Source organism: Nioella sp. (genome assembly GCF_965215655.1).
In the GTDB taxonomy this organism is placed as follows: Bacteria; Pseudomonadota; Alphaproteobacteria; order Rhodobacterales; family Rhodobacteraceae; genus Nioella.
Genome location: NZ_OZ244111.1, coordinates 71307 through 85299 on the forward strand (window position 1 = coordinate 71307; position 13993 = coordinate 85299).

The following is a 13993-nucleotide window of genomic DNA, read 5'->3' on the forward strand; positions in this document are numbered from 1 at the left end:
GTTCGGCAGGGAGGCGCCCTTCCTGGACCCGGGCTGATCCCTCGCCAAACCTGCACGCTCCCCCGTCCCAAGGGGAGCGTGCTTTGCCATTGACGGGGACGTTCGTCGGTCGCATGGATCGCAATGTCGGTTTCCCCCGGCGTGATGGCTCCAAACAGGGTAAACAGGCGGCAATCCCAACAGGAAGCGGTTCCATGTTCCTCAGCGTTTTCGACATCTTCAAGATCGGTATCGGCCCGTCCTCGTCCCACACGATGGGGCCAATGACGGCGGCGGCGCAGTTCCTCGGACAGCTGCGCACCGGACTGCGGGAACCTGGTGCCGGAGATGTGGCGCGGGTCATGTGCTCTCTGCACGGGTCCTTGGCGTTCACCGGCAAGGGCCATGCGACCGACAGGGCCGTGATCCTGGGGCTATTGGGGTTTCTTCCGGCCACGATCGACCCGGACAAGGCGGAAGCGGCGGAAGCGGCGCTGAAAGACAGCCACACCCTGACGCCGGAGGGTTTGCCCGCCCTGTCATTTGATCCTGAAAAGGACGTGGTGTTCGATTTCGGGCCGCCGCTGCCGGGCCACGCCAACGGGATGATCCTGCGGGGCTTCGATACGGCCGGGAACCTCTATATGGAGGAAACCTATTACTCCATCGGCGGCGGTTTTGTGATGACCGCGGCCGAACTTGATCGCCACAAGCAGGGCGGTGCCGAGGAGTTCCATGCGGAAAAAGCCGCGCAGGGTTATCCCTATCCCTTCGGGTCCGCCGAAGAGATGCTGCGCATGGGGCAGATCTCGGGCAAGTCCATTGCCGAGATGAAATGGGAAAACGAGGCCACCCACGGTGGCCGCGCCGAGGTCAAACAGCGGCTCGATGCGATCTGGTCAACTATGGACGCCTGTATCGACCGGGGACTCTCCCAGGAGGGGATCCTTCCCGGCGGGCTGAAGGTACGACGCCGGGCGAAGGCGATACACGAACAGCTGCTCTCCGAGCGTGGCACGAACCTGGCGCAACCGCACACCGTCAACGACTGGCTCAGCGTCTATGCCATGGCCGTCAACGAGGAGAACGCCGCTGGCGGCAAGGTCGTGACGTCGCCCACGAACGGAGCTGCCGGGGTCGTCCCGGCTGTCCTGCGCTACTACCGCGATCATTGCATCGGCGCCACCGAAGAGGGTCGGCGTACCTTCCTGATGACCGCTGCCGCGATAGGCGGCCTGATCAAGCATAATGCCTCGATCTCGGGCGCGGAGGTCGGCTGTCAGGGCGAGGTCGGGTCCGCCGCCGCGATGGCCGCTGCCGGGCTTTGCGCCGCTTTGGGAGGCACGAACGAGCAGATCGAGAACGCCGCCGAGATCGCGCTGGAACACCATCTGGGCATGACCTGCGACCCGGTCGCCGGCCTGGTACAGGTGCCCTGCATCGAACGAAACGGGTTGGGGGCGATCAAAGCTGTCTCCGCCGCTTCGCTGGCTTTGCGCGGCGACGGGCAGCATTTTATGCCCCTCGACAACTGTATCGAGGCTATGCGCCAGACCGGGATCGACATGAGCGAGAACTACAAGGAGACCAGCCGTGGCGGCCTTGCAGTGAATATTCCGGAATGCTGAGAACATCTGCTTACTCCGCTGCCGTGGCTTCTGCGGCCTGAATCCGTTCTTCCTCTTCGATGTATCGAAGCAGCATTTCCTTCGCCGCCTCGTCCGTGACCTTGAAATCGCTGATCCGGTTGCGGTTAAGCATATGCCGCAGCTTGGGCAGGTTGCGGGCGCCGAGCGCGCCGTCGAGCCGTTCGTTCAGCTGACCCGCCGCCGATTTGGCGCGGAGCCACTGGCGCAGGTATTCGTGATCGGTCGGGGCCCGTTCGCACCAGACGCGCTCGAAGGTCATCATGATGAAATCCTGTACGGATTTGTACAGATGGCGGCGGTCTTCCTTGAAGGGGTAGTTGAAGATGTCGGCAACAATCTCGTAGGAGGGCCAATAGAAGATATGCCCCTCGTCCTTGAATTCCCGCATCACTTCGTCGATGGCAACGCGCAGCACAGCCTTGGACACGCTGTTGGCGCTGATGCAGCTTTCATCGCGGAAGGTGGCGATCAGCGGAATGGGCGACAGGGTCAGGATGATCTTGGCATCCGGGCGATGCTTGCGGATCAGGCGGTAGATTTCGCGAAGGTTGTCGGCGTTTTCCTGGGCGGTCGAAACGCGGAACTTGTGGCGTTCGGGATCGTACTTGTCTTTCGGCAGGGTGCGCCAGAAGACACCTCCGGTCGGCTCATCATACCAAACCTCGGACAGGCCAAGGGTCAGGATGAAGACGTCGGTTTCATTGAAGAGGCGCAGCGTTTCAGCGCGTACATCTTCGTCATAGCCGAACTCTTCGGACTTGTAGCCGTGCCACAGGGGCGCGTCGAAGCTCTTGGCCTCGAACGCCCATTCGAACTGCTGGCGGATGACGAAGGTGTTGACCATGCCTTCGCCGCAGCTGACCACATAGGCGTTGCTTTCCTTGTTCCGCGTCAGGACGTTGTAGTGACGAGAGGCCAGCCAGTCCGAGATATAGGCGGCAAAGCAGCTGCCGAACGCCGTCACCTTGGTGGTCTCGTTGATGCAGGGGGCAGGGGGTTCCCAGCCTTTCAGCACATAGTCCAGAACAGCCGTTTCCGGCATCATCTGCATGGCCTTGGGCGGGCGGCTGCCCTTCGATCCCCGGAACCATGTCTGGTGAACACGTCCCTCTTTCGTGGATTCGTTGCCTGCCACACGATCTGCCGCCTTGGTCACCGCGGCCGGGTCCAATAGTTTGGTCATTTTTCGCCTTCTGCTCGATCCGGGCTTTTGCGCCCGGTTTTCCTGAATCGTAGCAGAGATGACGAAAAAATGAATCCCCTTTTCTTGGAAGGGGTTCGGAATGTGTCAGACGGGGTCGCGCATGGTATCTCCGGGGTCGAAGCCGGCGTCCATGGTAATGATCTGGTCGCAGCCTTCGCCCGCAACGCGCGCGGCGATGATCTGGGCCGCCGCGCGGCCGATTTCCAGTCTGCGCGTGTCCATCGTGGCCAGCCGCATCGGTAGACCGTCGAGGATTTCCACCGCGTTGAACCCGGCAAGGCCCATGTCCTGCGGGATGCGTATGCCCTTCTCAAGGCAATAGAGCAGCCCGCCCGCTCCAATCATGTCATTGGAATAATATAGGAAATCAAGATCAGTGTGGCGCGTCAGCATTTCCTGGGTCATCTCGCGGCCTTTGCCCAGGCCAGAGCCGCCGGAATAGAAGATGCGGTCAACCAGGTCGACCCCGGCCTCGTTCAGCACGCCTTCGAAGCCCTCCAGCCGCTTGCGCGCCCGGAAGTCGAGCGGCATTTTGGTCCCCATGAAGCCGATGCGGCGATACCCGCGTGACAGGATCTCCTTCGCCATGCGCGCCCCGGCAGCGCGATGACTGATGCCGACCATTGCGTCGATCGGGTCACCGTCGGCATCCATGATCTCGACCACCGGGATGCCGGAATTGGCCAGCATGGCAATCGAGGCTTCGGAATGCTCAATCCCCGCGACGATCATCCCTGAAGGCCGCCACGAGAGCATCTCGTAGATCACCTCTTCCTCGCGCTCGGGCTTGTAGTGGGTTGCCCCGAACACGGGTTGCAGGGGCGTATCGTCCAGCACGTCTGAGATTCCGGCCAGCACCTGCGGGAACACCATGTTGGATAGCGACGGGATGACCACGCCGACAAGATTGACGCGCGACGAGGCCAAGGCCCCGGCGATCTTGTTGGGCACGTAACCAAGGGACCGGGCCGCTTCCAGAACACGAGCCCGCGTTGCCTGAGACACGTCCCCCCGGTTCCGCAACACGCGGCTGACCGTCATCTCCGACACACGCGCGGCCTCGGCCACATCGCGAAGGGTCAGTTGAGGTCGACCTGGGTCTTGGTTTCTGGGGGGCAAGGCTGTGGGCTCCGTCTGATTGCGATAACACGACTGTTACGCACTTCCGGGCGGCTTGTCCAAACCAGAACGCCGCAGGCGGTTTTTTCCCGGCCAAGCGCTTGCCAGCGCGGACGGAATTGGCCAGAACAAGCAAAGGCTGGCCCCGTGGCTCAACTGGATAGAGCAGCCCCCTCCTAAGGGGCAGGTTGCAGGTTCGAATCCTGCCGGGGTCACCAGATCACTCGATGAAATGAACCAACCCTTCGCGCACCAGCCTGCGCAGCAGGACGGTTTTGCCTGCATCGTCCAGATCACCTGGAATATCGGCCATCGTGAAGCGTGGGGTAGAGATGGCGTATTCCAGGGGCTCGCGGGCATAGGCGGGCAGGGTGATGACGGTGCCTTGGCAGGACAGGGCAACGCTGTCGGGCTGGTCGCCCTTTGCGGGCACATCTGTCAGACGATAGATCAGGGTTGGGCGGGCACCCATCACGCTGTCGGAGCCAAGTCCGTCAATCCGCGCCATCTGGGCAAGTTGGCCATGGGCGCGAGGAAGGCGTGTGGCGATGAAATCCTCGCGGAACTCGTTCAGGACGGGGTCTAGCGTGGCACCTGACAGCTTGCCCAGTAGGGCCAAGAATTTGGCCTCGGCCCTGCTGTTGTCAAAGCCCTCATCGGCAAAGCCGGGCGGCAGTCCTTCGCGGAACTCGGCGTCGCTCAGGGCCATTTTCCGCACCGCCTCGACCATCACATCGGCCCATGACCGCATCATCAGGCCCGTCGTGATATGCAGGCTGGTCTGGTCGGTCGACACGGCATCATGGATCAGCCCGCGGGGCACATAGACCATGTCTCCGGGCTCCAGCACGAAACTGTCGGTCATCTCGCCGATCGGGACGTCATGGGGATTGAACGCCTGTTCTTCCAGCGGAAGGTGAACGGGCGTGTCGTAGATGCGCCATTCCTTGGTGCCCTCGACTTGAAGCACAAGAACGTCATGGCCATCGTAGTGGGCCTTGAAGCCCTGACTATTGGCGGGCGTCATGTAGATGTTGGTTTGTACGCGGGCGGAAAAGACCTTCTCCAACTCCCGGCAGAACATGGCCAGCTTCGGCAGCCGTTCCTGAAGGTTCGACATGATCACCGTCGCGCCCTCGGCGAAGAGCTGATTGACCGCGACAGGGTCGATGAAGCCGCTGCCATAGGCGAAATCGGCGGCGGTGATCTCTCGATCTGCCTGCACCACGTTGACCTCGGGCACGGACAGGCCAAGCGTCGAGACCGCCCAGTCAATATCGGCGCTGGACAGCAGGCTGGAATAGTAATCTGCCTGTCCCCTGCGAATGACCAGATGCTTCTTTTCGAACGAATGGTCGAAGAACTCCTTAGCGGTGACAGGTGCAATCGCCTGATCGAAATTCATGGACATATGTCCGCGCTCCCAACTGCTGGCGAAAGCGCCAGTCTTGTGACATCTCCGGTGTTTCTCACCGGCATGAAATGGCCGATGGACCCCAGTGACCATTGACGGGCTGGCCTGATGTCCATATAGTTCGTGTGAGTATTACACATGATTTGGCAGCAAGGAAGGCCACCATGTCCAAAAAAGATAAGACCGGCCAAAAGACGCTGACCGACAGCGATATTTCAACCGCGCGTCCGGCGCGTCGGGCTGTGCTTGGCCTGATGGCAGCGGGTGGCGTCGTGGCGCTGACCCCGACCGCTGCGCAGGCCAGTGACGTCGATAACGGAAACTGGACTGACAGCGGCTCTTGCCCGCGTGGCGGAGGTGGGGCCTATACCGGCTACACCGACAGCGACAATGGCCGCATCACCGATCGTGGCGGATATGGGCGCGGTGCGCCTTACTGCTGATTTCGGCGCAACATCTGCTATAGTTCACGGCGGGTCCTTCGGGGCCCGCGTATTCATCAGACCAAAGGATTGGACCGCCGAGATGACCGACAAATCCGACAAGACCCTGACGGATAGCGATATTCAGGTGGGCCGCAGCGGACGGCGGCGGTTCCTTGGGCTGGCGGCTGCCGGCGGCACGGTTGCGATTTTACCGGGCCAGGCGCAGGCCGCCGATGGCGATACCGGGTCGTGGAACGATGGCAACGCCTGCCCGCGTGGTCCCGGCGGCACCCGCACCGGCTATACCGACAGCGACAATGGCAGCATCTCAGACAGGTCCGGGTATGGTCGTGGGCGGCCTAATAATTGCTAGGCCAGACCCCGGTCAGATCATCTTGATAACGTCCTTGTCGATCGCCAGCATATAGCCCCGGCGAGCGATGTTCTTGACCAGCAATTCGCTGACCATCTGATTGCCGAGCGTATCGCGCAGGCGTTTGATTCGCGTAGCGCCTGCGGCCTCTTCGCAATCCGATGCCGGTTTCCCCGAAACCATTGATTCGATTTCCGCACCCGACAACACATCGTCATCCATGCGTGCCTCTGCCAGAACAGACAGGGTTTCCATCGCGGCGGCGGTCAGCTTGAATTCCATGTTGTTGAGGTAGACGACACCCTCTTCACGGCTGACCACGAGCGATGACACCTGAATGCCAGACCGCTCGATCTCATGCATGCGGCGGTTCAGGGTGATGATGGTGACAAGGAAAACCAGACAGGCAATCAGCAGCGCCGTGGCGAAGACGATCAACACGAAGATGATCGCCCGATAGCTGGCCAGTACCTTGGAGAATGTGGTGCCGGATTGCGCCAGAATCTCAAGGATTCTGATGGATTCCGTGGTGGTCAACGCATCGTTGACGACAAAGATCTCCTCCACCGCGTCGTTGAACGCGCCTGCATCCGGCAGGTAGGAGAACAGCAAAAACGCCGCCACCGCGAGGATGGCGACGACTGCCACGATCCCGAGCTGTACGACCCGGGTACCGGTGATCCGCGACTCAGAAGCGGAGGTAGTATTGTCCTGCACGGTCTCTCCTCGAATCGAGGCCGGTCTCGTCAAAGACCGACATAACTTCCAGGAGCTGCCAGCCGCCCGTCAGGCGACCTGCGATGTTGGACGCAGCGGCGCCAACCGAACAGGCAGAATCCGGCAACTCGATCACACCGTAATGCAGGCGGAGCGGGTTATCCATCTTTGCCTTGTAATCGGCGAAGCAAGTTGCGTTGGCCGTAGAGGCGAGCCCGATTAGGGCGAGGGAAAGAAGAAGCTGTTTCATGAGGTTGAGTTAGTGTCAGATGGCGCTGTCATTCAATATCAGACGCCCGAAAACGGCCTGTTATCCGATATCGCGGGGCTGATATTGCCTGTCTGACCGGGCCAGAGGGATTTTGGACGCACCAGCCGCGTACGCACGCGGTGTTTCATGACGCGCCCCCAACACTCATCTACCCGGAGACCAACCCATGTTTAAATCCCTTCCCAAATCCCTTGCCGCCGTGGGGCTGGCCGTTACCGTCGCCCTGACGGGCACCTTAGCCAGCACCACCGAAGCCCGCGCCGACCGCGATGACCTGCGCACCTTCCTGGGTGCCGCTGCCGGCATCGTGATTCTCGGCAACATCCTGAATGACCGTCACAACCGTACCCACTACTATGCGCCCGCGCCGGTCACGCGCTACGTTGCCCCGCCCGCCACGCATTATGTGGTGCCGCAGGTAATCGTGCCGAACCTTGTGGCCCCCAGTTCCTGCCACCGCCGTTTCGAGGGCCCGAATGTCGATATCCGCGCCTTCGGTGCCCATTGTTTGCAGCAGCACGTGCCCCATTATGCGGCCCTGCCCGGCAGCTGCCGCGAACGCATCTTCACCTATCAGGGCTGGCGCGATGTCTATGATGCGCAGTGCCTTTACCGCCATGGCTGGGTTCGGTCGTAACGGCTGACCAGCTTTCGTCGAGCAGTGCGACGGAAGGCGGCGGGGCTTTGGCCTCGTCGCCTTTTTGTTGTGTCTGCCGGGCTGGCATGGTTTCTGGCCGCATGGCAGAGGGACCGGATTTCAGTTTCGAGACGCAGATCGGCGGCCGTGTCGCTGGAGTGGACGAGGTGGGACGGGGGCCGCTGGCCGGGCCAGTAACCGCCGCCGCCGTGGTGCTGGACCCTGCCGCGATCCCCGAGGGGCTGAACGATTCCAAGAAGCTGACCGCCCGCAAGCGCAATGCACTTCTGGAAACGTTGCTGGCCAGTGCCGAGGTGTCGCTTGGATGGGCGACAGTCGAAGAAATCGACGCGCTCAATATCCGCAACGCCACGTTCCTTGCCATGACCCGCGCCCTTGCCGGGCTTGCGCCGGTCGATCACGCGCTTGTGGATGGCAACGCCCTGCCGCCCAATCTTCCCTGTCGCGCAACCACGATCATCAAGGGCGACGGTAGCAGCCTGTCGATTGCGGCGGCTTCAATTGCGGCAAAAGTTGGGCGGGATGCGCACATGATGGCGCTTTCAAGGCAATTTCCTGGCTATGGTTGGGAGAGGAACGCAGGCTATCCCACAGCCGACCACAAACAGGCACTTCTAGATTTGGGGGTGACCCCTCACCATAGACGCAGCTTCAAGCCCGTCCACAACATCTTGTATCAAGGAAAAACTCTAACCTCCTGATTCAAAAAAGAAATTGACGGCGAATCACCTTTGACTCATCCTTAGGGCACAAATGAGCGCCCGAAAGAGGCGCCAAGTCAGAGGCAGTAATGACCAATAAACCACAAGCATCGGGGGCCGCCGCGCTTCCGCTAAACACCATTTTGTCCGGGGACTGCATCGATGTGATGAACAGTCTTCCAGAAGCGTCCGTCGACCTGATCTTCGCGGACCCGCCCTATAACCTGCAACTCAAAGGCAACCTGCATCGGCCAGACAATTCCATGGTGGATGCCGTGGATGACCATTGGGACCAGTTCGACAGTTTCGCCGTTTATGATCGCTTCACAAAGGAATGGCTGAAAGCGGCACAGCGGTTGTTGAAACCGAATGGCGCGATCTGGGTCATTGGCAGCTATCACAACATCTTCCGTGTTGGGGCAGAGCTTCAGAACCAAGGGTACTGGATTCTCAATGACGTGGTCTGGCGCAAGTCGAACCCGATGCCGAACTTTCGTGGCAAGCGCCTGACCAATGCCCATGAGACCATGATCTGGGCCTCGAAATCCGAGGGCGCGAAATACACCTTCAACTACGAGGCGTTGAAATCGCTGAATGAAGGCGTGCAGATGCGGTCGGACTGGGTTCTGCCGATCTGCAACGGGCATGAGCGTTTGAAGGATGAAAAGGGCGACAAGGCCCATCCGACGCAGAAACCCGAAAGCCTGCTGCACCGCATTCTGGTTGCCACGACCAATCCTGGCGACGTGGTGCTTGACCCGTTCTTCGGCACCGGCACAACGGGTGCGGTCGCCAAGAAACTGGGCCGTGACTATATCGGGATCGAGCGTGAAGCGGCCTATCGTGACGTGGCCGAGAAGCGCCTGAAATCCATCCGCAGGTTCGACCGCACTTCGCTGGAGGTCACAACGTCGAAACGGGCAGAGCCGCGAATCCCCTTCGGGCAGCTCGTCGAACGTGGCCTGCTGAACCCCGGTGAGGAACTTGTCAGCCCGCGCGGCAAGGTTGCCAAGATCCGCGCCGATGGTACGCTCGTGGTGTCCAACACCAAGGGATCTATCCATCAGGTCGGGGCCAAGCTGGAGGGCGCACCGTCCTGCAATGGTTGGACCTACTGGCACTTCCGGCGTGAAGGCAAAACCGTGCCGATCGACATCTTGCGCCAGCAGGTTCGATCCGAGCTGAGCGGCTGATAACCTAAGAAATTACCGCCCGTGCCTGTGGTCTGAAAGGTCTCGGCACGACACCTCACCCCGCCCGCGGCAACGCGTTGGCGGGGCTTTTTCACGACTTGGTGACTCGACATGGGCTCACATACCTACTAGTAGGTAGGCATGACTATGAGAGCAGATCTTCTGAACCACGCCGAAACCCTGGCCCGTACTCGGGGGATTGATGCGTTCAGCTATGCCGACCTCGCGGCCGCCACCGGTATTCGCAAGGCCAGCGTTCACTATCACTTTGCCACCAAGGCCGACCTGACGCTTGCCTTGATCGAGGACTATTCGACCCGGATCGTTGAGACGCTCGACCACATGAAAGATCAGAGTGCCAATGCGGCCTCCGCTCTTGCTGGTTTCTTGTCCCTCTATCGCAACGCACTTGGCGATGGCGACAGCTTATGTCTCTGCGTGGCGTTCAGTGCGTCGACCGACAGCCTGCCAGCGACCACTTTGGCACGGGTCGAAACCTTTCGCCATGACGTCACGGACTGGCTGGCTGGCCAGTTCCAGCGTGCGCGCGAAGATGGTTCTATTCGTGAGGTGACCGATCCCCGGAAAGAGGCCGCCGCACTCTTTGCCCTCGTTGAAGGCGCGCAGCTCGTTGCTCGCGCCGCCCGCAATTCGGACCGCTTCACCGATGCGGTTTCGCAATTCTCCGACCGACTGATCATGGGAGTCACCCAATGAAACTGAACGCCGATTTCTCCGAACGTGTCGTCATCCGCCCTGAAGATTATGCCTGGGTCGATTCTCCCGCTTCGGGCGTACAGCGGATGATGCTGGACCGGATCGGGGATGAAGTCGCCCGCGCCACGACCATTGTCCGTTTTGCCCCGAACAGCACCTTTGATCCCCATACCCATGGCGGTGGCGAGGAGTTTCTGGTGTTGGAGGGCGTCTTCTCGGATGAACATGGCGACTACCCGGCGGGCAGCTATGTGCGCAATCCAATCGGCACCTCACATCGCCCCCATATAGGGCCGGAGGGCTGCACGATCCTGGTCAAGCTGCACCAGTTTTCCGACCGGGATACCGAACAGAAGGCGATTGCGACCCATGAGGAACCGTTCCTGCCCGGTTCTCGCCCCGGCCTGACGGTCCTGCCGCTGCATTCGCACGAGGCGGAGAATGTGGCGCTTGTCAGATGGGCACCGGGCACACGATTTGCCGATCATGCCCATTGGGGCGGCGAAGAGATCTTTGTAATCGAAGGCACCTTTCAGGACGAGCATGGCGACTATCCCGCCGGCACCTGGATCCGCAGCCCGCACCTGTCGCGCCACAATCCGTGGTCGGACGAGGGCTGCCTGATCTACGTGAAAACCGGGCACCTGCTGGATATGGCGGCCTAGCTGGCTCCACGCGGCATTGGTGTCCGGCCCTTGTTATAGGCGCGCCAGTCGGTGATTTCGGGATAGTACATCTGCCGCCAATGGCGCACACGTGGGTTCATGTGTTTGCGCCAGAGCGGAGGAAACAGCGCGAACAGGGTCATGGCCGGGTAGCCAAGCGGCAGTTGCGGGGCGTCGGCCTCGGAATAGGTCTGCAACAGCGGGAAGCGGCGGCTTGGCTTGTAGTGATGGTCCGAATGGCGTTGCAGGTTGATCAGCAGCCAGTTCGACACGCGATGCGAGGCGTTCCAGCTGTGGCGCGGCTGGACATGTTCGTATTTGCCGCCACCCAGATGTTTGCGGGTTAGCCCGTAATGCTCGATGTAATTCGTCAGCTCCAGCAGCGACACGGCGATAAAGGCGGCGAACAGGAACAGGCCAAGCCCGGCCCATCCGCCGACGATCAGCACCAGAATGATCATCGCGCCCTGCAAGGCCCAATAGCGCCAGAACGGGTTGGCGGCGTCATGCCAGGGCCGTCCCTTGCGGGCCAGCATCGCCTTCTCGGCGCGGAATGCGGATCGCGGGCAGTCGCGCAGAACCCGCCAGAAAAACCGGTGGAATCCCTCGTTATAGCGCGCCGTCACCGGGTCACGGGGCGTGCCCACATGGATGTGGTGGACCAGCAGATGTTCGCTGCGGAAATGGCTGTAAAGCACCGAGGCCATCAGCAGATCGCCCAACCAGCGTTCAAGATTGTTTTTCTGATGCATCAGCTCATGCGCGTAGACGATGCCGATCCCACCCGACATGATTCCGACACCGTAGAACAGCAGCAGCTTCTCCCATGCCGCCAGATGATCCGTGTGCGTCGCGTACCAGATCAACGACAGGACGGTGACGAATTGCACTGGGAACCAGATCAACGTGACCAGCCGATACCAGAACAGCCCATCCTCGGGCGTCTCCGGATCGGGGTTGTCCTGATTGAGACCGGAGATTGCATCCAGCAGCGTCGTCAGCCCGATGGCATAGAGCGGCAGCAGCAGCAGCGCCAGCCCCCCGGCCCAGGCCCCGAACACTGCCAGCGGCACCAGCAGGACCGACATCCAGAAGGGCAGGGCGTTTTGCAGTTTGGCAACCTGAGTGGCGGGGATCATCGCGGGGCCTTTGTGACTGAGCTGTCAGATACTGGTGACAGGAAAAACTGAAGACAGGTTGAACGCAGTCTTGCGCAAGCGGCAGCGTATCTCAATCCTCTGGCCACGCACCTTGCGCGAGGTCAAAGGCCTTGCGCATCACCGTGGGCAGGTTGGCGGGGCGAAAGGCATTGCGCGTCAGAAAGTTGCCCCGGTCGGGTTCGGCGGTGGTCACCGATGCCAGTCGCAGCGACAGGCGCAGGTGGAAATGCGTGAACGTATGGCGCACCTCCAACGCCGGATCGTGCCAGTCGGTTTGAAGCGGCGGATTCTCCTGCGGGGTGTCTTCCGTCCAGTCACTGCCGGGCCAGCCGAGCATTCCGCCAAGCAGGCCCTTTTCTGGACGGGTTTCCAGCAGCCACGCGCCATCCGTCCGACGAGCGAGATAGGCAATCCCGTATCGGGTCGGCTTGGCCTTTTTCGGGGATTTGCGGGGCAGATCGGCGGCGATGCCCTCGGCCCGTGCCCGGCACGGATCACGCAGGGGGCAGATGCCGCAGGCAGGATTGCGCGGCGTACAGATCGTCGCGCCAAGGTCCATCACCGCCTGCGCATGGTCACCGGGGCGCAAATCGGGCGTCAGTCGTGCCGCATGGTCTTTCAGAACCGGTTTCACCTCTGGCAACGGCGAGGTTTCCGCGAAAAGGCGTGACATCACCCGTTCCACGTTGCCGTCCATCACCGGCGCGGGCCGGTCAAAGGCGATGGAGGCGATGGCGGCGGCGGTATAGGGGCCGATGCCGGGCAGGGTCAGCAGACCTTCCTCCGTATCGGGAAACACGCCGCCATGTACCTCTGTCACCACACGGGCGCATTTCATCAGGTTGCGGGCGCGGGCGTAATAGCCAAGCCCGGCCCATTCGCCCATGACCTCGGCATCCTTTTCCGCAGCCAGCGCCTCAACCGTCGGCCAACGGGTTGTGAACCGGTGAAAATAGTCCTTCACGGCGGCAACGGTCGTCTGTTGCAACATGACCTCTGACAGCCAGACAGCATAGGGGTCGGGCACCACACCCGCCGCACGCTCCGAGGGCGCAACACGCCACGGCAACACGCGCGCGTGCCGGTCGTACCAGTCCAGAAGCACGGCGCTGTAATCTTCGTCACGCAAGTTTTATCTCTCCGCCTGGCGCTGCCCCATTGGTTCCCCCGTCCGGGAAGGATAGATTGACGGGGATGAAAGGAAACCCGATGCCCGCAGCCCGGCCCAAAATGCCGCCCAAGCCGCCCCGCCGCAAGCGCGGGTTCGAGGCCGCGTCCAAACTGGTCGCCGGGCATCTGCGTGGGCCGCTGGAGAAGCGCGGGTTTTCCGAGGCCAAGCTGATCACCCATTGGCCGGAGATCGTGGGGGAGGAGATCGCCGCCAGCGCCATGCCGGTCAAGATCCGCCATGCCCATGGCGGGATCGGCACGACTCTTGTCTTGCTGACCACGGGCGGCCATGCGCCTCTGCTGGAAATGCAGAAGGACGCGATCCGCCAGAAGGTCAACGCCTGCTACGGCTACAACGCCGTCAGCAAGGTGCAGATCACCCAGACCGCGCCCACTGGCTTTGCCGAGGGGCAGGTTCAGTTCACCGCCCGGCCCAAGCAGAAACCTGCGCCAAGCCCAGAGGTTTTGCAGGCTGCACATGCTGCCGCCGCCCCGATTCACGACGAACGTCTGAAAGAGGCGCTTGAACGCCTGGCCCGGAACGTTTTAACCAAGAACAGCCATTGAGGAGAGCATCC

General features: G+C 61.3%; 16 protein-coding genes and 1 tRNA gene. 10 read left to right on the forward strand and 7 right to left on the reverse strand.

Annotated features, from left to right (window positions below; translation table 11 throughout):
• Positions 1–194: 194 nt before the first annotated feature.
• Entirely contained in the window at positions 195–1607 is a 1413-nt protein-coding gene (locus ACOOEX_RS00350) for an L-serine ammonia-lyase (RefSeq protein WP_420396619.1), read from the forward strand.
• Between the two features lie 10 nt (positions 1608–1617).
• Here ACOOEX_RS00350 and ACOOEX_RS00355 read toward each other — a convergent pair whose 3' ends face one another.
• The gene (locus ACOOEX_RS00355) at positions 1618–2811 is read right to left on the reverse strand and encodes a GSCFA domain-containing protein (RefSeq protein ID WP_420396620.1); all 1194 of its coding nucleotides are present in this window, start codon (positions 2809–2811) and stop codon (positions 1618–1620) included.
• A gap of 105 nt (positions 2812–2916) precedes the next feature.
• A complete protein-coding gene (locus ACOOEX_RS00360) occupies positions 2917–3951 on the reverse strand; it encodes a LacI family DNA-binding transcriptional regulator (RefSeq protein ID WP_420396621.1) in 1035 nt (344 codons plus the stop codon).
• Between the two features lie 141 nt (positions 3952–4092).
• On the opposite strand from ACOOEX_RS00360, the gene ACOOEX_RS00365 reads away from it, so the two are divergent.
• A tRNA-Arg gene (locus ACOOEX_RS00365) sits at positions 4093–4169 on the forward strand.
• Between the two features lie 2 nt (positions 4170–4171).
• On the opposite strand, the gene ACOOEX_RS00370 is transcribed toward ACOOEX_RS00365, so the two are convergent.
• Entirely contained in the window at positions 4172–5362 is a 1191-nt protein-coding gene (locus ACOOEX_RS00370; protein ID WP_420396622.1) for a cupin domain-containing protein, read from the reverse strand.
• A 167-nt stretch (positions 5363–5529) separates the two neighbouring features.
• Between ACOOEX_RS00370 and ACOOEX_RS00375 the strand changes: the two genes are divergently transcribed.
• A complete protein-coding gene (locus tag ACOOEX_RS00375; RefSeq protein ID WP_420396623.1) occupies positions 5530–5808 on the forward strand; it encodes a hypothetical protein in 279 nt (92 codons plus the stop codon).
• Positions 5809–5890: 82 nt separating this feature from the next.
• Entirely contained in the window at positions 5891–6163 is a 273-nt protein-coding gene (locus ACOOEX_RS00380) for a hypothetical protein (protein WP_306047128.1), read from the forward strand.
• Positions 6164–6175: 12 nt separating this feature from the next.
• Here ACOOEX_RS00380 and ACOOEX_RS00385 read toward each other — a convergent pair whose 3' ends face one another.
• Both ACOOEX_RS00385 and ACOOEX_RS00390 read right to left on the reverse strand, forming a co-directional pair.
• Positions 6176–6880, reverse strand: coding sequence for a winged helix-turn-helix domain-containing protein (locus ACOOEX_RS00385; protein ID WP_306047127.1), 705 nt, complete (start codon positions 6878–6880; stop codon positions 6176–6178).
• Positions 6852–7130, reverse strand: a complete 279-nt coding sequence (locus ACOOEX_RS00390) for a hypothetical protein (RefSeq protein WP_420396624.1) — start codon at positions 7128–7130, stop codon at positions 6852–6854. The genes ACOOEX_RS00385 and ACOOEX_RS00390 overlap by 29 nt, the downstream gene beginning before the upstream one ends.
• Before the next feature lie 187 nt (positions 7131–7317).
• On the opposite strand from ACOOEX_RS00390, the gene ACOOEX_RS00395 reads away from it, so the two are divergent.
• The 5 genes from ACOOEX_RS00395 (at position 7318) to ACOOEX_RS00415 (ending at position 11085) form a co-directional block, all read left to right on the forward strand.
• Positions 7318–7788 carry a hypothetical protein gene (locus tag ACOOEX_RS00395; RefSeq protein WP_420396625.1) on the forward strand — a complete coding sequence of 157 codons (471 nt, stop codon included), beginning with the start codon at positions 7318–7320 and terminating at the stop codon, positions 7786–7788.
• A gap of 101 nt (positions 7789–7889) precedes the next feature.
• Positions 7890–8510: a ribonuclease HII gene (locus ACOOEX_RS00400; protein ID WP_420396626.1), complete on the forward strand. Its 621-nt coding sequence runs from the start codon at positions 7890–7892 to the stop codon at positions 8508–8510.
• An 89-nt stretch (positions 8511–8599) separates the two neighbouring features.
• Positions 8600–9703: a site-specific DNA-methyltransferase gene (locus ACOOEX_RS00405; protein WP_420396627.1), complete on the forward strand. Its 1104-nt coding sequence runs from the start codon at positions 8600–8602 to the stop codon at positions 9701–9703.
• A 141-nt stretch (positions 9704–9844) separates the two neighbouring features.
• Positions 9845–10420 carry a TetR/AcrR family transcriptional regulator gene (locus ACOOEX_RS00410; RefSeq protein WP_420396628.1) on the forward strand — a complete coding sequence of 192 codons (576 nt, stop codon included), beginning with the start codon at positions 9845–9847 and terminating at the stop codon, positions 10418–10420.
• Positions 10417–11085, forward strand: a complete 669-nt coding sequence (locus ACOOEX_RS00415) for a cupin domain-containing protein (protein WP_420396629.1) — start codon at positions 10417–10419, stop codon at positions 11083–11085. Before ACOOEX_RS00410 ends, ACOOEX_RS00415 begins: the two co-directional genes overlap by 4 nt.
• Here the strand turns inward: ACOOEX_RS00415 and ACOOEX_RS00420 are convergent.
• Both ACOOEX_RS00420 and mutY read right to left on the reverse strand, forming a co-directional pair.
• Positions 11082–12224 (reverse strand): alkane 1-monooxygenase, encoded by a 1143-nt coding sequence (locus ACOOEX_RS00420; RefSeq protein ID WP_420396630.1) that lies wholly within the window; start codon positions 12222–12224, stop codon positions 11082–11084. The genes ACOOEX_RS00415 and ACOOEX_RS00420 overlap by 4 nt on opposite strands.
• A gap of 91 nt (positions 12225–12315) precedes the next feature.
• Complete coding sequence (gene mutY / locus ACOOEX_RS00425; RefSeq protein WP_420396631.1) at positions 12316–13374, reverse strand: A/G-specific adenine glycosylase; 1059 nt, start codon at positions 13372–13374, stop codon at positions 12316–12318.
• 80 nt (positions 13375–13454) lie between these two features.
• Between mutY and ACOOEX_RS00430 the strand changes: the two genes are divergently transcribed.
• A complete protein-coding gene (locus ACOOEX_RS00430) occupies positions 13455–13982 on the forward strand; it encodes a DUF721 domain-containing protein (protein ID WP_420396632.1) in 528 nt (175 codons plus the stop codon).
• Positions 13983–13993: the final 11 nt, after the last annotated feature.

What these genes read in the sequence shown, in the direction of transcription:
- ACOOEX_RS00410 (WP_420396628.1), top strand. Translation starts at nt 9,845, where the DNA reads ATGACTATGAGAGCAGATCTTCTGAACCACGCCGAAACCCTGGCCCGT.
- ACOOEX_RS00430 (WP_420396632.1), top strand. Translation starts at nt 13,455, where the DNA reads ATGCCCGCAGCCCGGCCCAAAATGCCGCCCAAGCCGCCCCGCCGCAAG.
- ACOOEX_RS00350 (WP_420396619.1), top strand. Translation starts at nt 195, where the DNA reads ATGTTCCTCAGCGTTTTCGACATCTTCAAGATCGGTATCGGCCCGTCC.
- ACOOEX_RS00395 (WP_420396625.1), top strand. Translation starts at nt 7,318, where the DNA reads ATGTTTAAATCCCTTCCCAAATCCCTTGCCGCCGTGGGGCTGGCCGTT.
- ACOOEX_RS00400 (WP_420396626.1), top strand. Translation starts at nt 7,890, where the DNA reads ATGGCAGAGGGACCGGATTTCAGTTTCGAGACGCAGATCGGCGGCCGT.
- ACOOEX_RS00380 (WP_306047128.1), top strand. Translation starts at nt 5,891, where the DNA reads ATGACCGACAAATCCGACAAGACCCTGACGGATAGCGATATTCAGGTG.
- ACOOEX_RS00420 (WP_420396630.1), bottom strand. Translation starts at nt 12,224, where the DNA reads ATGATCCCCGCCACTCAGGTTGCCAAACTGCAAAACGCCCTGCCCTTC.
- ACOOEX_RS00390 (WP_420396624.1), bottom strand. Translation starts at nt 7,130, where the DNA reads ATGAAACAGCTTCTTCTTTCCCTCGCCCTAATCGGGCTCGCCTCTACG.
- ACOOEX_RS00375 (WP_420396623.1), top strand. Translation starts at nt 5,530, where the DNA reads ATGTCCAAAAAAGATAAGACCGGCCAAAAGACGCTGACCGACAGCGAT.
- ACOOEX_RS00405 (WP_420396627.1), top strand. Translation starts at nt 8,600, where the DNA reads ATGACCAATAAACCACAAGCATCGGGGGCCGCCGCGCTTCCGCTAAAC.
- ACOOEX_RS00355 (WP_420396620.1), bottom strand. Translation starts at nt 2,811, where the DNA reads ATGACCAAACTATTGGACCCGGCCGCGGTGACCAAGGCGGCAGATCGT.
- ACOOEX_RS00370 (WP_420396622.1), bottom strand. Translation starts at nt 5,362, where the DNA reads ATGTCCATGAATTTCGATCAGGCGATTGCACCTGTCACCGCTAAGGAG.
- ACOOEX_RS00415 (WP_420396629.1), top strand. Translation starts at nt 10,417, where the DNA reads ATGAAACTGAACGCCGATTTCTCCGAACGTGTCGTCATCCGCCCTGAA.